This is a genomic window from Paeniglutamicibacter sp. ZC-3, from assembly GCF_025847175.2.
GTDB lineage: Bacteria > Actinomycetota > Actinomycetes > Actinomycetales > Micrococcaceae > Paeniglutamicibacter > Paeniglutamicibacter sulfureus.
The window spans coordinates 62,234-88,696 of the sequence record NZ_JAOYTG010000020.1 but is presented as its reverse complement, the minus strand read 5'-3'; the positions used below and the strand labels follow the sequence as shown (position 1 = coordinate 88,696).

The 26,463-nt window shown below is 63.2% G+C and carries 24 protein-coding genes; 7 read left to right on the top strand and 17 right to left on the bottom strand.

The annotated features are described in order from the left end of the window. Positions 1-625: 625 nt before the first annotated feature. Complete coding sequence (locus OIU93_RS17275; protein ID WP_264271293.1) at positions 626-1,123, top strand: hypothetical protein; 498 nt, start codon at positions 626-628, stop codon at positions 1,121-1,123. A 627-nt stretch (positions 1,124-1,750) separates the two neighbouring features. Here OIU93_RS17275 and OIU93_RS17270 read toward each other — a convergent pair. Then, a complete protein-coding gene (locus OIU93_RS17270; RefSeq protein WP_264271292.1) occupies positions 1,751-2,182 on the bottom strand; it encodes a TnsA-like heteromeric transposase endonuclease subunit in 432 nt (143 codons plus the stop codon). Positions 2,183-2,669: 487 nt separating this feature from the next. Here OIU93_RS17270 and zapE point away from each other — a divergent pair, with 487 nt between their 5' ends. The 6 genes from zapE to OIU93_RS17240 all read left to right on the top strand — a co-directional run bounded on the left by zapE (position 2,670) and on the right by OIU93_RS17240 (position 7,738). Continuing rightward, positions 2,670-3,878, top strand: coding sequence for a cell division protein ZapE (gene zapE, locus OIU93_RS17265; protein WP_264271291.1), 1,209 nt, complete (start codon positions 2,670-2,672; stop codon positions 3,876-3,878). Further along, entirely contained in the window at positions 3,875-4,540 is a 666-nt protein-coding gene (locus OIU93_RS17260; protein WP_264271290.1) for a peptide deformylase, read from the top strand. The genes zapE and OIU93_RS17260 overlap by 4 nt, the downstream gene beginning before the upstream one ends. Before the next feature lie 181 nt (positions 4,541-4,721). Then, positions 4,722-5,582, top strand: coding sequence for a methyltransferase domain-containing protein (locus tag OIU93_RS17255; protein ID WP_264271289.1), 861 nt, complete (start codon positions 4,722-4,724; stop codon positions 5,580-5,582). Positions 5,583-5,739: 157 nt separating this feature from the next. Beyond that, positions 5,740-6,207 (top strand): NfeD family protein, encoded by a 468-nt coding sequence (locus OIU93_RS17250; protein WP_264271288.1) that lies wholly within the window; start codon positions 5,740-5,742, stop codon positions 6,205-6,207. A 58-nt stretch (positions 6,208-6,265) separates the two neighbouring features. Next, positions 6,266-7,198 carry an SPFH domain-containing protein gene (locus OIU93_RS17245; RefSeq protein ID WP_264271287.1) on the top strand — a complete coding sequence of 311 codons (933 nt, stop codon included), beginning with the start codon at positions 6,266-6,268 and terminating at the stop codon, positions 7,196-7,198. A 180-nt stretch (positions 7,199-7,378) separates the two neighbouring features. Next, positions 7,379-7,738 carry an RNA polymerase-binding protein RbpA gene (locus OIU93_RS17240; protein WP_264271286.1) on the top strand — a complete coding sequence of 120 codons (360 nt, stop codon included), beginning with the start codon at positions 7,379-7,381 and terminating at the stop codon, positions 7,736-7,738. Positions 7,739-7,827: 89 nt separating this feature from the next. On the opposite strand, the gene OIU93_RS17235 is transcribed toward OIU93_RS17240, so the two are convergent. The 16 genes from OIU93_RS17235 to OIU93_RS17160 all read right to left on the bottom strand — a co-directional run bounded on the left by OIU93_RS17235 (position 7,828) and on the right by OIU93_RS17160 (position 26,458). Further along, complete coding sequence (locus OIU93_RS17235; RefSeq protein ID WP_264271285.1) at positions 7,828-8,556, bottom strand: polyprenol monophosphomannose synthase; 729 nt, start codon at positions 8,554-8,556, stop codon at positions 7,828-7,830. A gap of 532 nt (positions 8,557-9,088) precedes the next feature. Further along, positions 9,089-10,708 carry an amidohydrolase gene (locus OIU93_RS17230; RefSeq protein ID WP_264271284.1) on the bottom strand — a complete coding sequence of 540 codons (1,620 nt, stop codon included), beginning with the start codon at positions 10,706-10,708 and terminating at the stop codon, positions 9,089-9,091. A gap of 82 nt (positions 10,709-10,790) precedes the next feature. Beyond that, complete coding sequence (locus OIU93_RS17225; protein WP_264271300.1) at positions 10,791-13,589, bottom strand: RNA helicase; 2,799 nt, start codon at positions 13,587-13,589, stop codon at positions 10,791-10,793. Positions 13,590-13,661: 72 nt separating this feature from the next. Then, the gene (gene tatC / locus OIU93_RS17220; protein ID WP_264271283.1) at positions 13,662-14,498 is read right to left on the bottom strand and encodes a twin-arginine translocase subunit TatC; all 837 of its coding nucleotides are present in this window, start codon (positions 14,496-14,498) and stop codon (positions 13,662-13,664) included. A 6-nt stretch (positions 14,499-14,504) separates the two neighbouring features. Further along, on the bottom strand, positions 14,505-14,729 hold the full coding sequence (gene tatA / locus OIU93_RS17215; RefSeq protein WP_264271282.1) for a Sec-independent protein translocase subunit TatA: 225 nt from the start codon (positions 14,727-14,729) through the stop codon (positions 14,505-14,507). A gap of 35 nt (positions 14,730-14,764) precedes the next feature. Next, positions 14,765-15,124 (bottom strand): hypothetical protein, encoded by a 360-nt coding sequence (locus OIU93_RS17210; protein WP_372342957.1) that lies wholly within the window; start codon positions 15,122-15,124, stop codon positions 14,765-14,767. A gap of 2 nt (positions 15,125-15,126) precedes the next feature. Then, on the bottom strand, positions 15,127-17,082 hold the full coding sequence (locus tag OIU93_RS17205; RefSeq protein WP_264271280.1) for a YafY family protein: 1,956 nt from the start codon (positions 17,080-17,082) through the stop codon (positions 15,127-15,129). Between the two features lie 119 nt (positions 17,083-17,201). Beyond that, on the bottom strand, positions 17,202-17,597 hold the full coding sequence (locus tag OIU93_RS17200) for an FKBP-type peptidyl-prolyl cis-trans isomerase (protein WP_264271279.1): 396 nt from the start codon (positions 17,595-17,597) through the stop codon (positions 17,202-17,204). Positions 17,598-17,634: 37 nt separating this feature from the next. After that, on the bottom strand, positions 17,635-18,582 hold the full coding sequence (locus tag OIU93_RS17195) for an FKBP-type peptidyl-prolyl cis-trans isomerase (protein WP_264271278.1): 948 nt from the start codon (positions 18,580-18,582) through the stop codon (positions 17,635-17,637). A 149-nt stretch (positions 18,583-18,731) separates the two neighbouring features. Next, positions 18,732-20,099 carry a Pup--protein ligase gene (gene pafA / locus OIU93_RS17190; protein WP_264271277.1) on the bottom strand — a complete coding sequence of 456 codons (1,368 nt, stop codon included), beginning with the start codon at positions 20,097-20,099 and terminating at the stop codon, positions 18,732-18,734. Between the two features lie 6 nt (positions 20,100-20,105). Beyond that, positions 20,106-20,816 carry a proteasome subunit alpha gene (prcA, locus tag OIU93_RS17185; protein ID WP_264271276.1) on the bottom strand — a complete coding sequence of 237 codons (711 nt, stop codon included), beginning with the start codon at positions 20,814-20,816 and terminating at the stop codon, positions 20,106-20,108. Beyond that, on the bottom strand, positions 20,817-21,614 hold the full coding sequence (gene prcB, locus OIU93_RS17180; RefSeq protein ID WP_264271275.1) for a proteasome subunit beta: 798 nt from the start codon (positions 21,612-21,614) through the stop codon (positions 20,817-20,819). It lies immediately after the preceding gene. Further along, positions 21,611-21,796, bottom strand: a complete 186-nt coding sequence (locus OIU93_RS17175) for a ubiquitin-like protein Pup (protein WP_264271274.1) — start codon at positions 21,794-21,796, stop codon at positions 21,611-21,613. The genes prcB and OIU93_RS17175 overlap by 4 nt, the downstream gene beginning before the upstream one ends. 101 nt (positions 21,797-21,897) lie before the next feature. After that, positions 21,898-23,478 (bottom strand): depupylase/deamidase Dop, encoded by a 1,581-nt coding sequence (gene dop, locus OIU93_RS17170; RefSeq protein WP_372342956.1) that lies wholly within the window; start codon positions 23,476-23,478, stop codon positions 21,898-21,900. 14 nt (positions 23,479-23,492) lie between these two features. Continuing rightward, a complete protein-coding gene (arc, locus tag OIU93_RS17165) occupies positions 23,493-25,226 on the bottom strand; it encodes a proteasome ATPase (RefSeq protein ID WP_264271273.1) in 1,734 nt (577 codons plus the stop codon). 137 nt (positions 25,227-25,363) lie between these two features. Next, positions 25,364-26,458 carry a tRNA (adenine-N1)-methyltransferase gene (locus OIU93_RS17160; protein WP_264271272.1) on the bottom strand — a complete coding sequence of 365 codons (1,095 nt, stop codon included), beginning with the start codon at positions 26,456-26,458 and terminating at the stop codon, positions 25,364-25,366. Between the last annotated feature and the right edge of the window lie 5 nt (positions 26,459-26,463).

The window sequence follows — 26,463 nt, the reverse complement described above, 5'->3', positions numbered from 1 at the left end:
GAGATGCCCTTCATTTCAGGAATGTTGTTACTGTCGCAAGTTCAATTTTCCCTGATATGACGGGCATTTCGTGGTTAAAACGCCGGGCAGGTCCCAAATCTCATCGGTGGATCAAGGCTAAGCTGTCCAAACGCCGGCCAGAGAGAAATACCAGCGGGGCATTGGACCGCACGTAGGTCGTCAATGGATCAAACTTCCAATGCCGAGGATGTCGTTAGCAGCACCTGGAACAGCACAATCGTTCATCCCCGATTTCTGTCTCCACCAAGGAACGCTCTATGGTTCGGTCACTATCGAGATGGCCGACTTAGGTAGCCCTGCCTTTACCGCGGAACCATGCCAGAAGTCGTGGGCGGCGTTGCGGGATCGCTGCGGCCTGAAAAACCTCTCGACCTGAAAGTTCGAAAGCGCGCCCGAAAAGCACCGACTCTGTGCTGGGGGCTCCTGGGCCTCGAGGAAGAACCCCGGTGGACGCCAATGATTCACGCAACCATTGGCCGAATCCATGGACCCGGCGTATCTATACGATTTAGAGATTTCAGGGCGTGCCTAGTTCCAGTGTGCTTCCGCGCGCGTGACACATACATGTCAGAGGTGCTTTTTAGATGCGCCATAAGCTGTACCCATGGCTACTCTTCCCGCACAAAAAATCGGCACGCTAATCTTCCCCCTACTCGGCCTAGCCGTGCTGTCAGGAGCTGTATTGGGGTCGCTCGCCTTATTGCCTTTGCTGCCTTCCGGCGAATTGATGGAGAGGCAAGACTGGCACTGGACCAACGTCCCACTGATGCTTTTTTGGGCTGCGGTTTGTGGCGCCGTCATTTCGATTCCTCCCGCAATCGGCGCGGCGGTGGCCGTGGCCATCCAGGGAAAGAAGCACTTTCCGACCTCTGGAAACCGTCAAGCGCTCGTCGCTGCCCTGGGTGCCGCGGCAGGAGCGATGGTCCCGATTCTGGCTTACCTGTTCCTCTTCGAACGAACCGCAATTGAAGTTGAAGGACCGTTGAACGTTCCGATCATCGCACCGATCTTCATCTTGGTCTGCTCCTGTTTAGCCTGGGCGACTTTAAGAGGCGTGCTGTCCATCCTCAATAAGAGAAATAAGCAGTCCGCAGGATCTTAACCCAGACCTAAGCGTCGGTCGTTGGGGCCGCCGCAGAGAACGGCAAGAATCGTGCCCTAAGGCATCCTTAAGGCGCGTACCAAGTACGGGTAAAGCTTGCTGATGGAAAATATTTCAAGGCGCCCGCAGGGGGACCCTCTGCGAGACACTCTTCATTGCCAACCTGGCGCTGAGGGCGACCAACTTTGGTAGTCGCTAAGCCCTTCGGCAAGCCCGAATTTCACGGCTGGCCATGCGGCTTCGATGATGGAGAAAACCACGGTGTCAGGGACGGTGCCGTTCTCGAAGATCGTGTGATTGCGAAGAATGCCGTCTTGTTTGGCACCGAGTCGTTCGATTGCGCGCCGGGATTGGTGATTATGCCAATGCGCCCGGAACTCCACTTCAATGCACCCGAGTTCCTCGCACGATCACTGGAGCAAGTGCATCTTGGATGCGGCCTCGATGCCCATACCCATTGCTTTCGATCCGATCCAGGTTGACGATTTCAAGACGACGATTGGCTGGTTTGAGGTTCAAATACGCCGATAGCCGGCGATCCAGTAGCGGTTGGCGCGCCCCACCCCGGGCAGGTCTCCCAAGCGGCGGTAATCCCATCCCACCGTGGCGCGGAGGTTTGCGGAGGCATCAAAAAACTTTCTGGTCCTCGGCCTTGACCTTGGCATCGGGTCGGACATCGACAACGACGCCGATGCCGTCGGCTCGGCGAACAAAGTAGTCGGGAACATGCCAAGTTTGGGGGAGTGGCTCCGGAAACGTGATCCTTAAGGGCTGGGAGGCAATGCCCTTGACGGTGGCATCAAAATCCAGGCGAATCAGATGGTCGCGTTCCAGCCAGGACTCGAAACCGACATGCCGGTTGATGGAGGCGCACCACCAGAGGCCGGAGAAATGTCGTTGTCCCTTGTAGGCGGCAACGCGGCGGACCGGTGGCGAATTCTCGAAGTCGGTCGCCCAGCAACGCGCCAGAAGGTCGCTGATTGTGACGGAGGAAAATTGCTCCCTGAAGACCAGGAGGCCGGCAGGATCCTTGGACCCGGCCGCAACGTCGGACGCCAACAGCGCGCGCGTCCCATCGCACCCAGTGTTAGCCGAGAACACCCGAATGCTTCGGGTGTAGTGAGATCACCTGTAATGAGACAGGACAACGACTGCTTTGAGTTGCACTAACACGAGAGGGGCTCCCGAAACCTAAGTTGACATAATGTAGATTATCGGCGAACTGGAAACGCCTGGGGAAGTGGTGAAATCCAACATTTCGCTCACATCTTCCAGTGACTGTTTAGCGCGTCTCCATGTGTCGGCTTGGCGCGCGGTGCCGCCCGGTGACCGGGCGCCCGACCAGAGCCCGAGCCTCGGGACCGGGCGCGCCGGACCGATGGCGTCCGGGGTTGGTGAAAACGTCCCGAGTACCGTTGGGATATGCGTGGGTTTATCCCAATCGGCCATTCACCCGCCAGCGTCCTGGCCAAATAATAAACACTTGACATAACTACCTGGTGCCGTGTTTTGGTACTTGCATAGTTATTCAGGGAAACTCGATGGTATGCCACACCCAACGTCGCCCGTTCAGGGTTCCATCCTGCGCGGCGCATCCCGGCACGTCCGGCACGCCATAAAGCAATCCGTCGAAATCCGTGCGACTTCCGAACACCTGCAACTCGATGCCAGGCAGTATGAAACCATCGACCTGCTGTCCGGCAATGCCGCAGCTCATCTGTCTCCCCTGGGCCGCTCCCCCGGGAAAAACCATGTCTATCTCTGGGGACCTCCGGGGCGCGGCAAGACCTGGTTGCTGGGAGCGGTCTTCGACGCCCTGCCGACCGAGCGCAAACTGCGTGTGCATTTCCACGACTTCTTCCGTGATCTCCATGCAACAGCCCACAAAGCCACCACGGTTGCCCTTGAGCAGATCGACGAACCCGACTCACTCGGGGAAACGCGCGGACGCGCCGACCGCGTGGCGGCACGCACCAGCGCCATTGAACGGTCCATCGAGACCATGCTCGGCGGTGTGGAGGTCCTGTGCTTCGATGAATTCCACTGCAACGATCCCGGCGATGCCATGTTGCTGGCACGCACCGTCAAATACATTATTGACCGGGGCATCCTGTTGATCACCACGTCGAACTACCCGCCGGAGGAACTCCTCTCGGACGAGTACTACCACCACCTGGTTCTGCCGACGATAACGACCATCCGCGAGAACATGACGGTGCACGAACTCGATGCGCAACGCGACTACAGGGCGATCGAGCGCCAGGCGGCACAGCGATCCGGATTCAGCATGGGAACACTGCTGCGCTCTCCCGACTCAGGTGACCTCGAGCGACTGGGGTTGACCGAACCCGGCGCCGTCGACACGGTGCGGCTTACGCCGACAAGCCATGAAATCCGTGCGTTGCGCATTGACGGGCGGCAGATATGGTTTGGCTTCCCAGATCTCTGTGAAGCCCTGACCTCCACCGTGGACTACCTGAAGCTGGTACGCGACCACGATCACTGGATCATTTCCGGCGTGCCCGGCACCGAACGAATGACGCCCTATGGGCTGCGCCGGCTGGCCAACGTCATTGACGTCCTCTACGACCACCAAGTCCGCCTGGACATGTTCGTGGAAGATGGCTTCACTGACTCCTTCAACCACCTGCCCGAACTCGAGGCGGCCCGACTACGCAGCCGCATCAATGCACTGGACACGGGCAACGAGCAGATATCGGGAACTACCACTTCGCTGGAAGGCGTCCACTCATGAATCCAAACGGCGAATCGACAACACCCGCCCCCTGGTCCACCGAAGCCATCCGGGCCGGGGTCGAGGAACTGGTCCGACTTCACGAGGCGGGTGTTCTTCCGCCCATCGTGCAGTTGGGGCATCCGGTGCTGCGGATGGCCGCGGTGGACTTCACCGGCCAGCTGGAACCCGGTCTGTTGCGAGCCTTCCTTGACACCATGCGCGCGGTCATGCTGGATGCCCCGGGGGTCGGACTCGCAGCCCCGCAGCTGGGCATCCCCCTGCGCATCGCCGTTCTGCAAGACCTTTACGAATCCGTTCCGGAGGTCGCCCTCGCGCGGGAACGTGAGCCGCTGGAGTATCTTGAAACGGTCAACCCCCGTTATTGGCCCGTCGGTGACCGCACGGTCGCCTTCTACGAGGGTTGCCTGTCATTCAACGGATACCAGGGAGTTGTGGAACGGCCTGCCGACATCGACACCACGTACCAGGACGCCGAAGGCACCACCCATGAACGGAAATTCTCCGGGTGGCAGGCGAGAATATTCCAGCATGAGACCGACCACCTCGATGGCACCGTGTACATCGACAAAGCCGTGACCCGGTCGTTGTGCGCCAACCACGAATATCCACGCTGGGCCACCCCGGGTATTGCCGAGGCCAGGAGCGGGCTCGGATTCTAGGGACGGCCCAACGCCGTCACTCCCCCGACACTGGGCACTACCCCGGCTCCTTGCCCGGCCATGAAGACCGGGCGGCGCGCCCGCGCCTACTACAGTGGTCAGAAGGCCACGCCGCAAGACCGGTCAACGAGCCGGTTGCAGCTAATCACCACCCCCAGAATTGACACCATTGGAGCAGCTCATGAATCCGGACGAGGGTCTTCGCTGTCCCGTTTGCCGAGAGGGGTTGCGTCTGCAGCAGCAACCCGGGAGGCCCGACCGGCTCGGCTGCGATGCCGGACACGCATTTGACGCCGCGAAGCAAGGCTATTTCAACTTGCTGGCCGGCAAGGGAACGAACTTCAAGGAAGACGGGGCGCAGATGGTTGCTGCCCGGGCTTCCTTCCTTGATGCCGGGCACTACGAGTCGCTGGCCGAAGCCCTGGGGCTCCGAGCCCGCAAGGCCCTGCGCGGATACGAGGAACCGCGGATCCTGGACGCGGGCGCAGGGACCGGATACTACCTGAGGCAGGTGCTTCAAGCGCTTCCCGGGTTCTCCTCCGCCAGCGCTGTTGCGTTGGATATTTCCCGCTATGCAATGCGGCGGGCAGCGAAGGTGCCCAACACCCTGGCGCTCGTGTGGGACCTGTGGCGCGAACTTCCCTTGGAGGACGAGTCGTTCGACGTGCTGCTGAACATCTTCTCCCCACACAACGGCAAAGAATTTGCCCGGGTATTGCGCCCGGGTGGAACGGCCCTGGTCGTAACCCCGCTCCCCGGACACCTTGCGGAGGGTGCGGAACTTCTCGGGCTGCTTGCAATCGCCCCGGACAAGGCTGCCGGAGTCGTGGCTTCCATGGGCGACGGCTTCACGCTCAATGCAACCGAGGAGGTCCGGATACCGTTGGTGCTGGATTCGGCCGCAGCTTTCGAGCTGGCCATGATGGGACCGGCCGGTCATCATCTGGACCCCGAGGAACTGCGTGGCCGGTTGGCTGATGCAGGAAACGCCATGCTCATCACCGCGGCATTCCGCATCCAGGAATTCCGCAAGAACCAATAGCCCGGCGACCTCAGCGGAGGTGCCGCCGATCATCGCAATGATGAGGTTGCGTAGGTTGAACATCCTCCCTTGTGCTGATTCGATTTGGCATGCCGATCGGGCAAGATGGTGTACGAGGTTGGTGTGTATCCAACGCATCCGGACTTGAGGGGTAAATATGTATGTGTGGCTTATAGACAACGCTTGGGTGGTCTGGCTCGCGCTCTTCCTCTTGCTGGCCATCATCGAAATGATTTCCCTTGACTTGTATTTCATCATGTTGGGCGTTGGAGCGCTTGGTGGTGTGGGAGTCGCCTTGGCGGGTGGCGAATTCTGGTTGCAGGTCGTGGTCTTCTCCGTCCTTTCCCTGCTCATGATCATGCTGGTCCGCCCCATCGCGCTGCGACATCTGCGTAAGGATCCCGAAGCCCTGCGAACCAATGTGGATCGACTGATTGGCGAAGATGCCCTGGTCCTGGAGCCCACTTCCAGGATGAACGGGCGGGCCAAGATCGGTGGGGAAACCTGGTCGGCCCGCACCGAGGACGAGGTTGCCCTGCAGCCCGGTACCTACGGTTCGGTGGTCCGCATCGATGGGGCAACGGCCTACATCACGCTTCGGAAGCAGCTGCCGGGTCTGGACTAAGGACTCAAAAAAGTTTTTCGGCGTCCGGAACATGGCGCCCCTACGAAAGAGAGAAGAGATGCAAACATCGGGTCTAGGCCTAACGGTCGTCCTGGTAGTACTGGCAATCTTCGTGATCATTGTGCTCCTGCGCTCAGTGCGTATTGTGCCGCAGGCGCGAGCCGGGATCGTGGAGCGACTGGGCAAATACCACCGCACGCTACTTCCCGGGCTGACGATCTTGATTCCGTTTGTCGATCGGTTGCTTCCCATGCTTGATCTTCGCGAACAGGTCGTGAGCTTCCCGCCGCAGCCCGTGATCACCGAAGACAACCTGGTGGTCTCGATTGACACCGTGGTGTACTTCCAGATCACCGAGCCGCGTGCGGCCACCTACGAAATCGCCAACTACATCCAAGCCGTCGAGCAGCTGACCACCACCACGCTTCGTAACGTGGTCGGCGGGCTGAACCTCGAAGAAGCGCTCACAAGCCGCGACCAGATCAATGGCCAGCTGCGTGGGGTCCTGGACGAGGCCACCGGCAAGTGGGGTATCCGTGTCTCGCGCGTCGAGCTCAAGGCCATCGATCCACCCCTGTCGATCCAGGATTCCATGGAGAAGCAGATGCGTGCAGAACGTGACCGCCGCGCCGCGATCCTCACGGCTGAAGGCACCAAGCAGTCGGCCATCCTGACAGCCGAAGGCCAGCGCCAGGCATCCATTCTCAAGGCCGAGGGTGATGCCAAGGCATCGATCCTTCGTGCGGATGGCGAGGCACAGGCCATCCAGAAGGTCTTCGATGCAATCCACGCAGGCAAGCCGGACCAGAAGCTGCTGGCCTACCAGTACCTGCAGACCTTGCCGAAGATTGCTGAAGGCTCCTCCAACAAGCTGTGGATCATCCCCAGCGAGGTTGGCGAGGCGCTCAAGGGAATCGGCGGAGCCCTGGGCAACTTCACCGAAGGCGACGGCGAGAACAAGCCCGAAAGCCCCAGCAGTACCCTGATGTAACGACCCTTCCGGGCCGGAATTGATCGGGCGGGCGACCTCACAACCAAGGTCGCCCGCCCGAAGCCGCGTCGTGGCCGTATAATGGAAACTTCGAGACTTGCGCCCCGCGGGAATTTTGAGCTGGACCGGGACGTTTAAATCGGTAGCCGAACCCGTATGTAATCGCAGTAGGGAGACAATATGAGCGATCGCAGCCTGCGAGGAATGCGCCTTGGCGCACAGAGCATGGAAACTGAGGCTGGCGTCGAGCCAGCAGCGCGCCAGCGCGTTGAATACCGTTGCGAAGACGGCGAGCAGGTGTTCGTGATTTTTGCCGCCGAGGCAGACATCCCGGCAACCTGGACCTCCAAGACCGGAAAGCTTGCAAAGCTGGTCAATGGCGAAGCGGAGCCGGAGGAATCCAACGAGAAGCCGGTGCGTACCCACTGGGACATGCTTCTCGAGCGCCGCTCCGTTGATGAGCTGGAAACAATCCTGAAGGATCGCCTGGACAAGTTGCGCGCAACACGCGGTGCAGCCCAGGCAGCGCTCAAGGGATAACGACCCCGGCAATACAAATGGCGAGGGCCCGAATGGAACATCCATTCGGGCCCTCGCCATTTCTGGTTGCCCTCACGGCATCCCGGCGACTACTTGCGGCTGGTGAGTTTCTTCCAGCGGGCGCTCAGTCCCCACTTGGTCACGTTCAGCATGGCTTCAATGACGATGTTGCCGCTCATCTTTGAGACGCCCAGTTCACGTTCGACGAAAGTGATAGGAACCTCGACGATGTTCTTGCCCAGTTGCGCAACCCGGAAGGTCATATCAACCTGGAAGCCGTAGCCGACGGAATCGATGGCGTTGAAATCGAGGGCCTCGAGGGTCTCTCGGCGGAAGGCGCGGTAGCCGGCGGTGATGTCTCGCAGGTTCACCCCGAGCATGGTCCTCGAGTAGAAGCTGCCCACGCGTGAAATCAACTTGCGGTGCAGCGGCCAGTTCACGACCGAGCCGCCCTTGACCCAGCGGGAACCGATGACCAGGTCCGCGCCCTTGGGGATTTCGGCCAAAAGCAGCGGAAGCTGTTCGGGCTTGTGGGAGCCGTCGGCATCCATTTCCACGAGCACGTCGTAGCCGGCGTCCAGGGCCCAGCGAAAACCTGCCAGGTAGGCTGCGCCAAGGCCGGCCTTGCCCGTGCGGTGCATGACGTGGATTGCCTTGTCCTCGGCGGCCATCTTCTCGGCGAGGTCGCCGGTGCCGTCGGGAGAATTGTCGTCAACGATCAGCACGTCCGAATCGGGCACTGCGGCACGCAAGCGGCCCACGGTGATGGGGAGCGATTCAAGCTCGTTGTAAGTCGGAATGATCGTGACTACGCGCACGCGGCAGTCCCTTTCTGCTGATGGAATGATCCGCGGAAGAGAGCCGCATTGGGCCGAGCGCCAACGTGCCGCAATTCGGGAACCCGCGGCGGTTGGCTTCGGGGATCAGGTGGGGGTCAGTGCTCAATTATACGCAACCGCCCCAGCGAATCCCGGACCCTCGCCGTGTGATGCGCAAGACGCCTCGGTAATGGCGCCGGACACAAATCGACCCCGCGGGCTTCGGTCCGTCCATTCCCGCCAACAAGGGGCGGGGCAGGTGTTATCTAGTGCCTACGGGGTCGATTTGTTCTTGCACACCGGAATGCCGGTAAGCCGGATCGAAGGATCAGACATTGGTTCCAGCCTACCGTCCAGTTTTTAACTGTCAACCGTTTCCGGACCACCGGATTCATGAATCCGCTCAAGTCAACCTATAAATCGCGGGTTCATGCGTTTTGCCGGGAAATAAAACTTTCAAATCGCGTTACTTCATTTCAGGGCCTACCACGAGGCGGAATATCTGAATTCCGTCTCACTGGAGAAGATGATTCTAGGACACGCCGAGGGCATCGAAGAGCACGTGGCCTGCCCGGACTGTTCGAAGGCAATTGGGCAACTCGTCTTCCAACACCGGCAGCATGGGGGTACCGGCCCGGGCATCGGTGCTCCAAGAGGAAACACGGAGATCCGGGGTCTGCACCGACAACTCTGCGGCATCCCAGATGGCGAAGGTGGCGTCGGCACCGTTGACCAGTTGGCCGGCGAAGGGGTTAGGTGTGCCGAGGGCACGGAATCCGGAACGGGTGTGCGCCATGAACGCGGCCCTTGCCGAGATCCGGGCCTGCGGGTCACTGAGTTCGAGGCAGGCCTTGACGGAGGCCCACGGGCTGACCGAGGTGACGGGGGCATCCGACCCGACCACGACGGGAACCCCGGCAGCCAGGAACTGTCCCATGCCGTTCATGGACGCGGCGCGGGAACCGCCGAGCCGCTGCTCGTACAGGCGGCCCGGACCTCCCCATGCTGCGTCGAAGCCCGGTTGCATTGAAGCCGTCAAGGCGAAGGCAAGCATTTGGGCCCGTGCGGCGTCGTCGGCCATTTCAACGTGTTCCAACCGGTGCCTGCCGGCCTGCACCTTGGCAATGCCCACGGATTCGGCGGCCCTGCCAAAACCCTCAAGTGCGAGGTCCAGGCCGGCGTCGCCGATCACGTGGAAGGAGGCTTGGATGCCGGCCAGGGAACATGCGGCAACATGGGCGCTGATGCTGTCAACATCCAGGTAGGAGGTGCCCCTCTCCCCCGCGGCATCGGAGTAGTCGGCGCGCAGCAACGCTGTACGGGAACCGATCGAGCCATCGATGTTCAGGTCGCCGCCCAATCCCACCACGGAGGTCGAATTGAACGATGCCAACAAAGAGCGGGCTTCCTCCTCGGTGCCCACCGCCTGGCCCCAATATGCGTAGACCTCGGGGCTGGAAGCCTTCTCGGCGTCGGTGCGGGCCAGCAGCGCCTCGAGGTCGGCGCGTCCGGAGATGTGCTCGGCGGCCATTTCGACCACGGTCCCATGTCCCGTGGCAGCCAGGTGCTGAAGGGCAAAATTGCGGTTTTCGGTGTTCGCTGTGGGGTCGTAGGCGAATACTGCCGACCGGACACGTTCGTGGGCAGTCCCGCGTACCAACCCATCGACGTACTCGGGACCTTGCACGAGGCCGACGCGATGGGCCAGCGCGGGGCTGATGAGTGCGGAGTGCACGTCGACCCTCGCCAGGTAGATCTCCCGGTCGGGGGCTGCCCGGTGTAGCTGGTCGGACGTGGGCAATGTGCCGGAGGCGAAGGTCGACTCGTCCCATCCTGCACCGAGGATGGACCCTGAGGTGTTGGCCGCGGCCACGTCCACGGCTGCGAGCACCTCGGTGGCGCTGCGGGCGGCACCCAGGTCCAGGCCCTTGATGCGGGCACCCAACGATGCCAGATGCACATGCGAGTCCACGAAGGCCGGCGTGATGAGGGCCCCCTGCAAATCAATCTCGGTCATCCGTGCGTCTAGCAAGGCGCCTGCCGCTGCCTCGGTGCCGATCCACGCCACCGTTCCATCCTCGACCAGCATCGCCGTGGCAAAGGGATCGGCCGGGGAATAGATGGAACCATTGCGGTACATCTCAAGAGACATTGTCTACCTTTACTTTTCTCAAGCACGCCCGTTGTGTCGGCGTCCTTCAATCCTGTCGTGAGTGGTCCCGCGGTGGCGGGACTCAGTCCACCACGTTTGAATATGCGACGACCCCGCGGCGGATCCGCTGGACCGCCTGGTTGCAGGACCGGGCAAGTCCGGTGTTCAGGTCCGGGATCTTGGCCAATTGGTCAAGCACGTCAATGACCTGTTTGGCCCACCGCACGAAATCGCCGCCGGCCAGGTCGGTGCCGCGGAGGCATTCGCGCAAATCCGAGCCGCGGGCCCACTTGTAGATCGGCCAGATCAACCCGGAGTCCGGGGCTACGGTCTCGGGCAGGCCCGCGTTGGCCTCGGCGTCGGAGAGGCGCGACCACAAGTTGACCGAGGTCTCCCAGGCGATTTGAACCTTCGCGGTCGGCATCCGCGGATCGGGGCCGTGGTCTTCGCGTCGCGCCTGGAAAACCAGGGCGGAAATGAATCCGGCCAGTTCCTCGGCGGTCATCTCGTTCATGGCACCTGTTTCCATGACCAGGGATGTCAGGAGGTCGCGTTCGCCGTAGATGCGCCGCAACCGCTGACCGGCATCGGTGATTTGGGCCTGGCCCAGGTCGTCCGAGGCGGGCACGAGGTACTCGAAGTCCTCGAGCACCTTCGCGACGCGGTCAAAGGTCTTTGAAATGGTATTGGTGCGGCCGCTGATCTGGGCGCGCAGCTTGTTGGTGTCGCGCAGCAGCTTCGAGTGGCGTTCACCCCAGCGGGCATGGTCCTCGCGCTCCGGGCAGGCATGGCACGGGTGGGCCTTGAGCGCTGCACGCAGCCGAACAATGAGCTCTTCCTGTTCATCGCTGCCGCTGAAGGTGAACTCCGGGGCGCCGCGGCGTGGCGGACGCGATTCGGCCAGTGCGTTGTGCAGCGAAGCGGCCAGGTCCCGGCGTTCCTTGGGACTGCGGCCGGTGAAGCCTTTGGGGATCCGGATCTGCGAGATCACCTCAACCGGGTCGTTGAGGTCCTGGACCCCGACGCGGCGGATGTGTTTGTCCTCTGTCAGTACCGTGGGGCGCGGGTCGTGCCACGAGTTGTCCAACTCAATGACAACGCAACGGCCAAGCTTCCTGGCCCCATGGATTTCGATGATGTCCCCGCGCGTGAGGGATTCCAGGGATTCGCTGACTGCCGAGCGGCGCAGCCTCGAAATGGTTTTCGAGGCCTCCTTCTCCGCCACTGACAATTGCTCGCGCAAGGCGGCGTATTCCTTGAAGTCCCCCATGTGGCAGGTCATTGACTTGGAGTAGCCGGCCAGCGACTCCTCGCGGGAGCGTACTTGGCGAGCCATGCCGACCACGGAACGGTCTGCCTGGAACTGGGCGAATGAGGTTTCCAGGATGCCGCGAGCCCGCTCCCGGCCGAACTGCGAGGTGAGGTTCAGGGACATGTTGTAGGTCGGACGGAAACTCGAGTTCAACGGGTAGGTCCGCTTGGAGGCTAGCCCCGCGATGGCCGCCGGATCGGTGTCCTGTTGCCACAGGACCACCGCGTGCCCCTCGACGTCGATGCCCCGACGCCCGGCACGGCCGGTCAGCTGGGTGTACTCCCCCGCGGTGACAGACACGTGGGATTCGCCGTTGAACTTCTCGAGCTTTTCCATGACCACCGACCGGGCAGGCATGTTGACGCCCAAGGCAAGCGTCTCGGTCGCGAAGACTGCCTTGACGAGGCCGCGGACAAAGAGGTCTTCAACGACCTCCTTGAAGATTGGCAAAAGGCCCGCATGGTGGGCAGCAAAGCCTCGCATGAGTCCTTCGCGCCACGGCCAGAAGCCCAGCACTTCTAGGTCGTCCGGCGGCAGTTTGTGGGCGACGATGTCAATCGTCTGTTCGATTTCGGTGGACTCCGCGATGGTGGTCAGCGCAAGCCCCGAGCGGACGCACTGGGCAACGGCGGCGTCGCAGCCGTTGCGGGAAAAGATGAAGACCAGCGACGGAAGCAACCCGGCATGGTCAAGGGCCATGATCATGTCCGGTCGGGAGACGCGCGTGCCCATCTGCTCGCGCTTCTCTCCCCAGGTCCCTCCCCCGCCGCGGCGGCCACGTCCGCGCTGGACGCGGCCCCGGGAGCCGGTGAGACCCCGGTGGGCCATCTTGGTGAGTTCGGGGTTGACCTCGGCCACCCGTTCCGGGGTATCGGCCACCTGGTCGAACGAAACATCCTCGGCAAACAGGTCGACAAGGCGGCCACCGACCATCACGTGCTGAAAGAGCGGAATCGGACGGTGCTCCGAGACGATGATGCGGGTATCGCCCCGCACTGCGTCGAGCCAGCCGCCAAACTCCTCGGCGTTGGAAACCGTGGCGGAGAGCGATATGACCTGGACATCCTCGCGCAAGTGGATGATGACTTCTTCCCATACTGCGCCGCGGAACTTGTCCGCCAAATAGTGGACCTCGTCCATGACGACGTAGCCCAGGGAATCAAGGGTGTCCGAATCCGCATACAGCATGTTGCGCAGGACTTCGGTGGTCATCACGACGATCTCGGCCTCGCCGTTGATTGTCATGTCGCCGGTGAGCAGACCAACGCGTTCGGGACCGTAGGTGGCCACGAGGTCGCTGTACTTTTGGTTGCTGAGCGCCTTGATGGGGGTTGTGTAGAAGGCCTTGCGTCCGGTGCGAAGTGCCTGGAATATGGCGAACTCCCCCACCACCGTTTTCCCCGCGCCGGTGGGTGCAGCCACCAGGACCCCGGAACCTGAAGCCACCGCCCGGCAGGCTTCCTCTTGGAAGGGGTCGAGGTCGAATCCCAGTGAGGCCCGGAACTCGGGGAGCCCGCTTTCGCTCTCCTCGGGTTGGTTCTTGGCTGCGTCAAATCGCTCGGCCGGCATGCTCACGCTGCGACCCCTTTCAGGAGGGTAGTAGGTGCGCCCGTGTCCGTACTCCGGGCACGGGGGGTGTCCCTATGGGAGATCCGGCGAATCGGGAATGATGGATCCCTCGCCGGCACTGGCGGCGTTTTCGGCCTCGAGCTGGGCCCGCTTCTTGTCTCGCTTGCGGTCGTTCAGGTGGCAAATCAATGTTGCCGTCGCGAAGGTCACGAACAATGGACCGGCCAGTGCAAACATGGTGATCGCATCTCCGCCCGGAGCCGCCATGGCGGCCACGAGGGCAATGAGGAAGACCGTGATGCGCCAATGCCGAAGGATCAACTTCGCCCTCAGGACGCCGACCAGGTTCAACCCGACCATGAGCACCGGTGCCAGCATGGCCAGCCCGAAGGCGATCAACAGCCGGAACACGAACGGTAGGTATGTGTCGGTCGTCAACCACGACTGGGCGTTCTCCGGGGTCAATGAGATGAAGAACTTCAAGGCATGGGGCAAGACCCAATAGGCCATGCCTACGCCCACGATGAAGAGCGGCGCAGCGGCTGCGGCGAACCCGATGGCCGTGTTGCGTTCGTTCTTCTTCAGCCCCGGAACAATAAATGCCCAGAGCTGGTAGATCCAGATCGGTGCCGAGAACACCAGCCCCAAGAGCAACGAGGTCTTGAGCATGATGTCAAAAGGTGCCATGACGGAAGTGAAGTTGACTTCCCCGCCGTATGCACGGACCGGGGAGATGAGCAGCCCGAGGACCTCGTCATAAAGGAAGAATCCGCCGACCGTTCCCAAAACCAGCGCGATCAGTGAAATGAAGAGACGGTTCCGGGCTTCAACCAGATGGGCCTTGAGGGCCATGCGGCCCTCGGGATTGTTCTTCCGTCCCTTTTTGGAGTCCACGTCTTGTTCGCTCACGAAGGACTAGGAGTTGTTCTCACGACGGTCGGGGTCAACGATCTTGCCCTCGACGGTTTCTTCGCCGGCCTCGGGCGCCTTGTCGTCGTCCTTCATCTGACGGACCTCGGACTTGAAGATACGCAGGGACTGGCCAACAGAGCGGGCCAAACCCGGAAGCTTCGGGGCACCGAACAGCAAGAGTGCCAAAATTACGATGATGACCAGATGCCATCCTTGGATTCCACCCATTGGGGAACCTACCTTTCAATCGTTTTAAGTCTACGTCAGAACAATTCTAAATCGCCTACGCGTTGGGGTTGTCCGCGCTGGGCTTTGCGTTCAATGCGCGCGTTGCGTCGCGCGGTGGAACGGCGCAGCTTTCCTGCAGCGTGCGCCTCCTTGGCGATATCCCGGCCCTGGAAGAGAGCTGCTATTCCAGACGGCGTGCGCTCTGGTACCTCGGGATAATCCCGGGGTAGCGCCTCCTCATCCATGGCGGAGCCCACCCGGTCCATGGCATCGCCGACTTCGTGGGTCAGCGCCATGAAGCCGCGAAAGAGCCGGATTGCGGCCAGGACAAGGAATAACAGCGTGCCCAAGGCGAGCACGATCCACAGCAACACCCAGAACCACCATGCGAACATCACTACTTCACCTCCAAGTTGGCCACTGCCGCACTGAGCCATGCTTCGACCTCGGCGCATAGCGGGGCAGGTTCAACAACTCGCAGGTCCCCGCCGTGGTAGGCCACCATTCCCGGGAGAGTGGAAGTGGAAGTCATGCGAATCTCCGCGATGTTTTCATTCGCGCCCTTGGCCCACTGCTCCGGGGCGAATTCATCCACGAGCGAAGCCAGGCGAGGACCGAAGCCCAGGACAACCAACTCGTCGGTGGGGCTTGGGGTGAAGAAGATATCGTCCTGGTCGTCATGCCGACCCGGGGCAAAGGTGAACTGCTGGCCGCTGAACGTCGCCGACTGGATTCTATCGATGCGGAAACTGCGGATTTCATTGTTGGGCACCGAGAAGGCGCGAAGGTACTGCCGGCCGGCGTTCTCCACGAGACGAATGGGTTCGACCTGCCTGACACCCAGTGCGTCGCTGGAAGCGCTGTAGTACGTCAGCTCCACCGTCTGGTGTTCACGGATGGCCCGCACCAGGGCAGCGTAGATCTCGCTTTCCTCGGTTGAGCGCAAGGCAATGGACAATACCGATTCCAGTCCTTCGAATCCCACCGCGGCTGCCTGCAGCTTCCCATAGGCCGAGTCGACCGCGTGGGCATGTTCGAAGTCCGGCAGTCCGCGCAGCGATGCCAAACCGGCCAGCATGGTCGCGGCCTCGGTAAGGCTGAGCCGGATGGGCGCATTGAGGGCCTCTGCATTGTTGATGCTGATGGTTCCCGCCTCCCATTCCACGTCGATCAATTCATCGGGCAGCCCGTTTGGCACCCCGCACATCATGATCGTCTGCAGGTGGGCCAAAAGCTGCTTTTCAGTCAACCCGAAGTGGGTGGCCGTTTGCTCAACGGTAGGTGAACCGAACTTGGCCACATAGGAAATGATGTCGAGGTTTCGGGCGACTGCCTCGGTGGACGGAGGGCGCCCGACATTGCGTCGTTTGCTGAGCTTGTAGGCGGGTACGGGCGCCTGCTGGGCGGCCAGTGCCCCCTCGAGCCTGCGGCGCACGGCCGTTGCAAGGGAAGCGGGTTCCAGCACGCTGGCATCGGCACCCAATTTTGCCACGTCGGCCGAAAGGCCCATCAGGTCGTGGAATTGCAGTACCAGTACATCGTGGTCATCGCCGGGGGAAATGGATTCTGCCCGGGAACGAAGCGCCCAGCCGGAATCCTTGGCCACGGACAGCCGGGCCTTTTCACCGGCAATGTCTGGATTCAGGCCACCCAAGGTGTCCGCCATGGAGAATCCAGTGGGGCGGGAAGAATGCTGGTGGCCAGTGCGGATATCGCTGAGGATGCGGGTCAGCCGGAACATGCGCACGTCCTGGCGGTCGTGGTCCAGTCCGACCAGGTACCAGTTGCCGAAGCGCGAACCGATCCCCCAGGCGTCCACGGTGCGATCGCTGGCACGGCCTTGGGCGTCCAGGTATTCAAAAGACAGGACCTGCCGTGCCCAGACTGCCTCAAGGCAGGCGGCAAACGCCGGTCCGGCGGCATGCAATCGGGGAACATACTCCGTGAACCGTACCCCGCGGCCGCTGTCTTCCAACCCGGCCGAGAGCCGGCCAGTGGCTCGGGTGGCCGAGGATTCCAGGTCGGTGTCCTTCCACAGCTGTGCAGCAAGGCCCAGTACCGCGGCTTCCTCGGTCGTGAAACTCACTTCGGGCAGCCGATAACTGGCCGGGGTGATCAGGTAGCGCTCCTCGGAGCCGGTGCCGAGGGTTTTTACCGGCACGCCCATTTCACGCAGGTCTTTCTTGTCCCGGTCGAATTTGCGGTCAAATGCGGCGTCACTCAGCGACTGGTAGTCATCGACGATCTTGCGCAGTTCGCGCTTGGAATATCCATGCGGGGTGTTGATCAACGCATAGGTAAGACTGACGAGTTTCTCGGCACGGGAAGGACCGCCGGAGTTAATTTGAGCCACGCTCGCAAGATTACCCTTTGGCGACAAGGCCGAGCCAATGCAACGCCGCGTTAACGGCCTTTGGCCGTGTTCTCCCCCGTTTAACTTGGGAAAACACGGCCAAAGGCGAATTGCTGTGCTTAGCGGACAGCCACCAGGTCCACAACGAAGATCAGTGCTTCGTTCGGGCCGATGGCTCCACCGGCACCGCGGGAGCCGTAGGCCATCTCCGAGGGGATGTCCAGACGGCGGCGGCCGCCGACCTTCATCCCGATCAGGCCCTGGTCCCAACCCTGGATGACCTGGCCGACACCGGCGCGGAAGTCCAGCGGGGCGCCGCGGTTCCAGGAGGAGTCGAACTCCTCGCCGGTGGACCATGCCACACCGACGTAGTGGGCCGAGATGTTTGAGCCCGGAACGACCTCGGCGCCATCGCCAACGGCGATGTCCTCGATCTTCAGTTCGGTCGGGGCATCGGTGCCCGGGAATTCAATCTCCGGCTTGGTACGGTCGTAATCACGCTGTCCAAAAGACATGGTGGAATCCTTTCGGTTGGTTGCTAAAAGCTTTTAGCTACTTTACTTCCTTGAGCTCAACAAAGAAGACCAACGGTCCCGCAGGTCGCCCCTGGGAAGCCGCATCCGCCCCGTAGGCCAGATCGGTCGGAATGGTGAGCATGACCTGCGTACCGGCCTTCAAGCCCTCCAGTCCCTGGGTCCAACCCGGGATGACGCCCGAGAGATTGAAGTCGGACGCTTCGCCACGGTCATAGCTGGAGTCGAACTGCTTGCCGTCTTCCCAGCGGACGCCGGTGTAGTTGGCTGACACGTCCGAGGTCGCTGTGGCGACCTTGCCGGTGCCTTCCTTGACGACGTCAACGACCAAGCCTGCAGGAACTTCCTTGTCCTTCGGGATGGTGATGGCCGGCTTCTCATCCTTCATCTCGAAGGTAGGAAGGGAACCTTCGTCCTTGAGCTTCTTGACCTCATCGGCTCCCAGCTTCTTGGAAGCCTCTGGAATCGGCTCGCTGGCCACGACCTTCAGGACAACCACCGTTTCGGCCTTTGCCTCGCCGGGGCTTGCAGGGGGCGAAGCACCTTCGGCGGGTGCTGCCTCGGCTGCCGGCTCGACCATGGCGACCCAGGAGCCGACCTTGGCCTGCAGGAGGGTTTCATAAAGCGCCGGGAGCTGGGCCTTGAATTCTTCGTTGGTCGGCAAGGTCACCGGTTCCCCGGCAAAGCCCGATCCGAGCAGGCTGGCATCCTCGGCCTTGTAGGCGATGGACTTGAACTTGACGTTCTGGTTTTCCTTGATGTCCTCGCCCTTGCCCTCGACGATGACCTTGGCGCCGGTTGCCGTGGCAACCAGCGGGGTGTCGAAGGTGACGGTCGGATCCGAGGAATCATCCGCACCGGGGGTGACCTTGATCGATTCCAACGGCGCAACGTCACCGCTGGATGCCGCGGTGGTTGAACCACAGGCCGTCACCAACAGCAACGAGGCCGTTGCAACGAGTGCCATTACTTTGCGCACGAAATCAACTTTCAGTTGGGGATTTTGGAACTGGAAACACCCACGCTGTGCGGTGAGCTTTCGAACCTGACTAAAGCCAGCTTAAAGGCCGAAACTGTGAATCTCCTTATTGGACGCTGCTACGGGACGGAGGGGGGCTAGCCGCCCATGGCCGTAATCAGTGCCTCCACGCGCGAGTCCTCGTTGGCGAAGGGGTCCTTGCAGAGCACCGTTTGGCCGGGATGGTCGTTGAGCTTCAAATGCACCCAGTCAACGGTGAAGTCCCGCTCCGCGTTCTTGGCGGCCCGGACAAAATCGCCGCGCAACTTGGCCCGCGTGCTTTGCGGCGGGTTGTCAACGGCCAAGGCGATCTCCGCCGGATCCACCACAGAAGCCACCTTGCCCCGGGCCGCCAGCACATGGAAGAGCCCGCGCTTGGTGTCGATGTCGTGGTACGTCAGGTCCAGCTGCGCCAGGCGCTGGGCACCCAGGTCCAGCTGGTGGCGGTTGGCATAGGAATTGATCAGCTTGTGCTTGATGGCCCAATCGATTTCCGTGTCGATCCCGGAGAAGTTCCCCGATTCCACCGCATCCAGGGTGCGGGTCCACAAATCCAGCACCGCCGGCACCTGATCGTGGTGCGCCCCCTCGCGGGCAACGAAGTCGGTGGCCAAAGTCAGGAAACGGCGCTGGAGTGCCAGCGCGGTGAGGTGCTTGCCGTTGGCGAGCTTGACCAGGGTGGTGCCGTTGAAATCGTGGGAGATCTCGCGGATGGACCGGATGGGGTTTTCCAGCCGCAGGTCCTCCATGATCTTCCCCGACTCGATGATCCGCAGCATCAAGTCGGTCGCCCCGAGCTTAACCAGCTGGGTTGTCTCGGACATGTTCGAGTCCCCCACGATGACATGCAGACGCCGGAAGTACTCGGCGTCGGCATGCGGCTCGTCGCGGGTGTTGATGATGGGCCGCGACCGGGTGGTGGCCGAGGAGACGCCTTCCCACACATGGTCCGCGCGCTGGGAGAAGGCGTAGAGCGGTTCACCGTCGATGTTCACGATCTTGCCGGCCCCGGCGATAAGCTGCCGCGTGACCAGGAACGGGATCAGGATTTCGGCGAGCCGGGCGAACTCGAGCTTGCGCGGGATCAGGAAGTTCTCGTGGCAGCCGTAGGAGTTCCCGGCGGTGTCGGTGTTGTTCTTGAACAGGTACAGCCGGCCGTTGAACCCGTCGGCGGCCATGCGCTCCTCCGCACTGGCCACCAGGTCGTTGAGGATCGACTCCCCTGCCCGGTCGTGTGCAATCAGCTGGCGGAGCTCGTCGCACTCGGCCGTGGCGTATTCCGGGTGCGAGCCGACATCGAGGTAAAGCCTGGATCCGTTGGTGAGGAACACGTTCGAGCTGCGCCCCCAGGCCACCACCCGGCGGAAGAGGTAGCGTGCCGATTCCTCCGGCGTGAGCGGACGGCCCCCGGGATCGGAGTAGTTGATCCCGTATTCGGTCTCGATGCCGTAGATCCTGCGGTCCATGCGTGTCTACTTCCCTGCGCCCAGGAACCGGGCAATGGTTGGTGTGTCAAGGCGGCGGAAATGGCGGTGCGAACCCGAGGCCGTGACGCGTTCAAGCACCGCGACCTCCAACAACCGGGCGTCCTCGGGACTTTCCCCAACCCCCGGCAGCACCAGGGCGGCGGCGCGGATGACCTCGTCGGTCCCGGCGGCGGCCAGGTCTTTCCCTGCCCAATATCCGTTCCAGGCCTCGCGAATGGCGGGGGTGTCGCCGCCCATGATGATCTGGCCGGGCTGCTCGGCGATCGACCCGTCGAAATTCAGCGAGAACAAGGTGTCCAGTGCCGGCGATTCGCCCAGTTCCAGGACCGCCAGCTCCACCTCGAAGGGCTTGGCCTCTGCGGTGAACACCGCGCCCAGGGACTGGGCGTAGACGCTCGCCAGGCCGCGGCCCGTCACGTCGTGGCGGGAGTAGGAATAGCCGCGGGTGTCTGCATAGCGCACCCCGGCCTGGCGCAGGGACTCGAATTCGTTGTACTTGCCCACAGCGGCGAAGGCGATCCTGTCGTAGATCTCACCGATCTTGTGCAGCGAGCCGGAGGGGTTCTCCGCGATCAGCGCGATGCCGTCGGCGCAGGAAGCCACGATGACGGCCCGGCCCCGGGCAATGCCCTTCCGGGCGAAATCCGCCCGGTCCTTCATGAGTTGCTCGGGCGAAACGTAGTATTGCGCGCTCATCTAGGCTTCCTTCCCGTCATCGGTCCGCGTGGCAATGATCGACCGTGCCATCTCGGCGAGGATCGCGTCCTCCACACGGCGGGCCCCATGGGAATCCACGACGTAGACCACGGGCCAGAGCTTGCGCACCGCATCCGGTCCCCCGGTGGCCGAGTCGTCGTCGGCTGCGTCGTAGAGGGCCTCCACGGCCACGCGCACCGCGGCCGTGGCATCCATGTCCGGTTGCCAAAGTTTTTTCAGCGCGCCACGGGCATACGGGGAACCGGAGCCGACCGAGTGGTGCTCCACCTCCTCGTAGAGCCCGCCGGTTATGTCGAAGGAGAAGATCCGCCCGGTGCCGGCCAGCGTGTCGTAGCCGGCAAAGAGCGGAATCACGCTCATGCCCTGCATGGCCAAGGTCAGGTTGGCGCGGATCATCGAGGCCAGGCGGTTGGCCTTGCCATCCAGCGAGAGCCGGGTGCCCTCGATCTTCTCGTAGTGCTCCAGTTCCACGCGGAAGAGCTTGGCGATGTCGATGGCGACCCCGGCGGCCCCGGCGATGCCGACCACCGAGAACCTGTCGGTCTCAAACACCTTCTCGATGCGGCGGCTGGCAATGACGTTGCCCATGGTCGCGCGCCGGTCCCCCGCCATCACGATGCCCTCGGCGTAGGAGAGCGCGACGATGGTGGTTCCGTGGGGCACCTGCCCCGCGGCGCCGGAAGCGCCCTGGGACTGGGTCGGGGCACCGGGCAGCAGGTCGGGCCGGTCCCGGTTCAGGTATTCCACGAAGGAGGGACCGGGACCGAGCTCGATCACTGGCCGCCCTTTTGCACGAAGCCGCGCACGAATTCCTCGGCGTTGCGCTCCAGCACCCCGTCAATCTCATCGAGCAGGTCATCCACACCGGCGTCCTGGCCGGCCGCTGCGGCAACTTCCTGCTCGGTCTCCTGGGCCTGGGTGTCCTCGCGGCGTTGTCCCGAGTGCTGTTCCTGTGTCATTGCCGTCCCGCTCTTTTCCGTGTCGTACGTGTCCGGCCCCTTCGCTGCGGTGCCCGGCACTGTTTTCGCTGGTATCTACATCTTGCCACTGGGTAGGGGCTTTAGCTCCGCAGCGTGGCGATGAACTCGTGAATCGACAATTGCGCATCCAACAGGTCCCCGACCAGGGCCTTGGTGCCGCGCAGCGGCTCCAGCGTCGCGATGCGCTCGAGCTTGCGGGCCCCGGGGACCGTGAAGGAGACCGAGTCCCAGCTCGCAGCCACCACGTGCTCCGGGTACTGGCTCAGCACCCGCCCGCGGAAGTAGGCGCGGGTGTCGGTCGGCGGGTTGGTTGCGGCCCGGGCGATCTGCGCCGGGGAATAGAGCGTTTCCATCAGCCCGCGCGCCGCCAGCCGGTGGTAGAGCCCCTTTTCCGGGCGGATGTCGGCCCATTGCAGGTCCATCAGTGCGATCCGCGGGTCGGAGAAATCCACGCCGTGGCGCTGCGCGTAAGAGGTCATGAGCTTGTACTTGGCCACCCAATCCACGGTGGAGGCAGCGGAGAAGATGTCGGATTCCAGCAGCTGCAGGGTTTCCTCCCAGCGGCGCTGGATCTCCACGGTCGCCTCGTCGTCGGCATCGGTGGCCCCGCTGTGCTCGGCCGCCGCCTGGGCGTAGATCCACTGGATCTCAAGCGCGGTGAGTTTTCGCCCGTCCACCAGCTCGACCTTGGTGCGCAGCGTGGGGTCGTGGCTGATGGCTTGCAGGGCCGCGACCGGGTCGCGCAGCTCAATCGCCGGGACGGTGCCCGCCTCGATCATCGCCAGCACCAGCGCGGTGGTTCCGGTGCGCAGCAGCGTGGAGACCTGCCCGAGGTTGGCGTCCCCGATGATCACGTGCAGCCGGCGGTACTTCTCCCAGTGCGCGTGCGGCTCGTCGCGGGTGTTGATGATGGGGCGGCGGATCGTGGTCTCCAGCCCGATCTGCGCCTCGAAGAAGTCGGCCCGCTGGGAGACCTGGAAGCCGGGGTATTGGCCCAGCATGCCGCGGCCCACCCGCCCGGAGGCGCAGATGACCTGGCGGGTGACGAAGAACGGGATGAGCCCGGCGGCGATGGAGTCGAAGGGAACCTCCCGGGGCATCAGGTAGTTTTCGTGCGCCCCGTAGGACACCGACTTGTTGTCCGTGTTGTTCTTGTACAGGTGCACATCCGGCAGCCCGGCCAGGGACTCGATGCGTCGCACCGCCGCCAGGGCGACGTGGTCCCCGGCCTGGTCGTAGAGCACCGCGTCGAAGGGGTTGGTGGTCTCCGGGGAGGAATATTCCGGGTGGGCGTGGTCGACGTAGAGCCTGGCACCGTTGCCCAGCACCATGTTCATCAGCACTTCGTGGTCGTTGTCCCCGCCCTCGTAGAGCGTGGAGCCGATGGTCACGTCCCCGCCGGCCATGGCCACCTGCTCGGCATCCAGCTCCGGTTCCAGGTCGGTGAGCTGGGAGGGATCCGCGGTGGCGCGCGGCTGGGTGAAGCCACGTGCGTCGTTCAGCGGCGTCTCGTCGGTGTAGTCCCAGTGGGTGCCGGCGATCTTCCCGCGCGCCTCCCGGATGGTGGCCGCGTAGGCGTTGACGACCTGGGCCGAGAGCATGGTGGCGTTGGCCCCGGGCATTGCGGGGGCCAGCACGCCGTACTCGGTCTCCAGGCCCATGACCCGGTGCACGCTCACAGGTACTGCCCCGTCTCGTCGGACCCCGGGGCCGGCAGGGTCTTCCCGCGTCCGTTCTTGTCCGCAACGATGGTGCGGATGAAGGTGATGCGTTCGCCCTTGCGCCCGGAGATCCGCGCCCAGTCGTCGGGATTGGTGGTGTTGGGCATGTCCTCGTGCTCGTGGAATTCCTCCACGACCGCCTCGAGCAGGTAGTCCATGCGCAACCCCCGCTCCTGGCCGGTGAGCAGCGCCTTGATGGCCGACTTCTTGGCCCGGTCCACCACATTGCGGATCACCGCTCCGGAGGCGAAGTCCTTGAAGTAGAGGATCTCCGTTTCGGTGTTGGCGTAGGTGACCTCGAGGAACTGGTTCTGTTCCCCGGTGGAGTACATGGCATCGACGGTCGCCTGGATCATCGCGCGCACTGTCGCGGCCGGATCGTTTCCGTTCTCGGCCAGGTCGTCCGGGTGCAGCGGGAGGTCGGAGGTGAGGTACTTGGCGAAGATCTCCGCGGCTCCCTGGGCGTCGGGACGGCGGATCTTGATCTTCACGTCCAAGCGCCCCGGGCGCAGGATCGCCGGGTCGATCATGTCCTCGCGGTTGGAGGCGCCGATGACGATGACGTTGTCCAGCCGTTCGACGCCGTCGATCTCGGCCAGCAGCTGCGGGACGATGGTGGTTTCCACGTCGGAGGAGACGCCGGTGCCGCGGGTGCGGAAGAGCGAGTCCATCTCGTCGAAGAACACCACCACGGGGTTTCCTCCGGCCGCCTTTTCGCGGGCCCGGGAGAAGATCAGCCGGATGTGGCGTTCGGTTTCCCCGACGTACTTGTCCAGCAACTCGGGGCCCTTGATGTTCAGGAAGTAGCTCTTGGCCGTGCCGGTGTCGCCGTTGCGTTCGTTGGTGCGCTCGGACAGCGAATGCGCCACCGCCTTGGCGATCAGCGTCTTGCCACAGCCCGGAGGGCCGTAGAGCAGGATGCCCTTGGGCGCGGTGAGCCCGTGCTCGCGGTAGAGGTCCGGGTGCAGGAAGGGCAGCTCGACGGCGTCGCGGATGGCCTCGATCTGGTCGCTCAGCCCGCCGATGTCGGCGTAGGAGATGTCCGGAACCTCCTCGAGCACCAGCGACTGCATGTCGGACAGGTGCACCTTTTCCAGGGCCAGGCCGGTCCGCGCATCGAGGGTCAGCACGTCCCCGACCCGCACGATGTCCCCGGTCAGCGGTTCGGCCAGGCGGATGACGCGCTGGTCATCGGCCCTGCCCATGGCCACCACCCGGTGGTCGGCCAGGACCTCCTTGACGGTGACCAGTTCACCTGACTGCTCGTAGCCGAGTCCGGCGACGATGACCAGGGATTCGTTGAGCAGCACGTCCTGGCCGATGGCGAGTTTTCCGAAGTCCAGCAGCGGGGACACGCCCACGCGCAGCTTGCGGCCGCCCTGGACGATGTCGGCAGATTGCACGCCGGTCGAGGAAATCGCCACGCCCGGGACGGGTTGGCTGCGCGGATGCAGTTCGACGATGGTGCCGTGGCTGAAGGGGGTGTCCCCGTCCTTCTCCAGCCCCGATTTCAGGGCCAGGATCTCCTCGCGGGTGCGCTCCAGCATGGCGACCAGGCGGGCGTTGTTGGCTCCCGCCGAGGCGAGCTGCCGATCGAGCAGGCGGTTCTTGTCCCGCACCACGTTCAGCTGCCGCTCGGCGGCCGCGACCTGGCCCTCCAGCCGTGTGCGATCTGTCTCGTCGCCCATTTTCCACCCGTTTCACATAATTCGAGGAACACGTGTGCCGGGGTAAGCCGGCACACGCCACTGCTGTTCTCATCCTATGCATGGGCGGGGCCCAATGGCGGAAATGTGACCGCGACCTCACGGCGGGTCTGGTCGTGCTACTGCCCGCTGGCGTCCGCGGCGGTGTCGCCGCTGGCGTCCACGTCGTCAGCCGGTTCCTGGCCTTCGGGCAGCGAGCCGCGCTGGGTCATCGACTTGGCGTCCTTGGCGGCGCGGCGCAGTTTGCGGGCGGAGACGCCGCGCTCCCCCAGAGCCTCGTGGTTCCAGGCATCGGGCTCGTCCGAACGGGTCCAGGTCGCAAGGTCCTCGGCCGAGTAGGTGTGCTCCTTCACGCGCTTGGCGCCCGGGATGCCCACCGCTCCGTCGGCCAGCCGGCGGCAGGTAATCAGGAAGGCGGTGTGCGCGACCATGCGGTGGTCCGGGCGCACGGCCAGGCCCTCGACGTGCCAACCGCGGACCATGGTTTCGAAGGACTCGGGCTCGGTGTAGAGGCCGGTGGCGCGGATCGCCTCGACGGTGCGCGACATCTGCGTGACGGTGGCCACGTAGTTGACCCAGACCCCGCCGGGGGCCAGCACGGTGGAGACCGCGTCGACGCATTCCCAGGGCGAGAGCATGTCAAGGACCACGCGGTCCACGGAGCCGGGTTCCTCGGTTTCGAGGACCTTCTCCTGGAAGTCCCCGATGGTGATGTCCCAGGCGGGGTGCGGGCCGCCGAAGACGGTGTCCACGTTGCCGCGGGCGATCTGCGCGAACTCCTCGCGGCGCTCGAAGGAATGCAGGTAGCCGCCATCGCCCACTGCACGTAGCAGCGACATGGACAGGGCACCGGAGCCCACGCCGGCCTCAACCACGCGGGCGCCCGGGTAGATGTCGCCCATCTGGATGATCTGGGCAGCGTCCTTGGGGTAGACCACGGTGGCGCCGCGCGGCATGGAGAGCACGAAGTCCTTCAGCAGCGGGCGCAACGCCTGGTAGCGGACCTCGTTGGTGTTCTCCACGATGGAGCCCTCCGGGGCGCCGATCAGCGCATCGTGGAAGAGGACTCCCTTGTGCGTGTGGAACTCCCCGCCCTCGGTCAGGGTGATGGTGCTGATCCGGCGCTTCTGGTCGGTGAGCTGGACCCGGTCGCCGGGGCGGAAGGGGCCGCGGCGGCTCTGGGCGCCGTGGGGGGTGGCTGGCATGTCGCTCATTCTCG

What these genes read in the sequence shown, in the direction of transcription:
- OIU93_RS17275 (WP_264271293.1), top strand. Translation starts at nt 626, where the DNA reads ATGGCTACTCTTCCCGCACAAAAAATCGGCACGCTAATCTTCCCCCTA.
- zapE (WP_264271291.1), top strand. Translation starts at nt 2,670, where the DNA reads ATGCCACACCCAACGTCGCCCGTTCAGGGTTCCATCCTGCGCGGCGCA.
- OIU93_RS17260 (WP_264271290.1), top strand. Translation starts at nt 3,875, where the DNA reads ATGAATCCAAACGGCGAATCGACAACACCCGCCCCCTGGTCCACCGAA.
- OIU93_RS17255 (WP_264271289.1), top strand. Translation starts at nt 4,722, where the DNA reads ATGAATCCGGACGAGGGTCTTCGCTGTCCCGTTTGCCGAGAGGGGTTG.
- OIU93_RS17250 (WP_264271288.1), top strand. Translation starts at nt 5,740, where the DNA reads ATGTATGTGTGGCTTATAGACAACGCTTGGGTGGTCTGGCTCGCGCTC.
- OIU93_RS17245 (WP_264271287.1), top strand. Translation starts at nt 6,266, where the DNA reads ATGCAAACATCGGGTCTAGGCCTAACGGTCGTCCTGGTAGTACTGGCA.
- OIU93_RS17240 (WP_264271286.1), top strand. Translation starts at nt 7,379, where the DNA reads ATGAGCGATCGCAGCCTGCGAGGAATGCGCCTTGGCGCACAGAGCATG.
- OIU93_RS17230 (WP_264271284.1), bottom strand. Translation starts at nt 10,708, where the DNA reads ATGTCTCTTGAGATGTACCGCAATGGTTCCATCTATTCCCCGGCCGAT.
- OIU93_RS17225 (WP_264271300.1), bottom strand. Translation starts at nt 13,589, where the DNA reads ATGCCGGCCGAGCGATTTGACGCAGCCAAGAACCAACCCGAGGAGAGC.
- tatA (WP_264271282.1), bottom strand. Translation starts at nt 14,729, where the DNA reads ATGGGTGGAATCCAAGGATGGCATCTGGTCATCATCGTAATTTTGGCA.
- OIU93_RS17210 (WP_372342957.1), bottom strand. Translation starts at nt 15,124, where the DNA reads ATGTTCGCATGGTGGTTCTGGGTGTTGCTGTGGATCGTGCTCGCCTTG.
- OIU93_RS17200 (WP_264271279.1), bottom strand. Translation starts at nt 17,597, where the DNA reads ATGTCTTTTGGACAGCGTGATTACGACCGTACCAAGCCGGAGATTGAA.
- OIU93_RS17195 (WP_264271278.1), bottom strand. Translation starts at nt 18,582, where the DNA reads ATGGCACTCGTTGCAACGGCCTCGTTGCTGTTGGTGACGGCCTGTGGT.
- pafA (WP_264271277.1), bottom strand. Translation starts at nt 20,099, where the DNA reads ATGGACCGCAGGATCTACGGCATCGAGACCGAATACGGGATCAACTAC.
- prcA (WP_264271276.1), bottom strand. Translation starts at nt 20,816, where the DNA reads ATGAGCGCGCAATACTACGTTTCGCCCGAGCAACTCATGAAGGACCGG.
- OIU93_RS17175 (WP_264271274.1), bottom strand. Translation starts at nt 21,796, where the DNA reads ATGACACAGGAACAGCACTCGGGACAACGCCGCGAGGACACCCAGGCC.
- dop (WP_372342956.1), bottom strand. Translation starts at nt 23,478, where the DNA reads ATGGGCCTGGAGACCGAGTACGGCGTGCTGGCCCCCGCAATGCCCGGG.
- arc (WP_264271273.1), bottom strand. Translation starts at nt 25,226, where the DNA reads ATGGGCGACGAGACAGATCGCACACGGCTGGAGGGCCAGGTCGCGGCC.
- OIU93_RS17160 (WP_264271272.1), bottom strand. Translation starts at nt 26,458, where the DNA reads ATGAGCGACATGCCAGCCACCCCCCACGGCGCCCAGAGCCGCCGCGGC.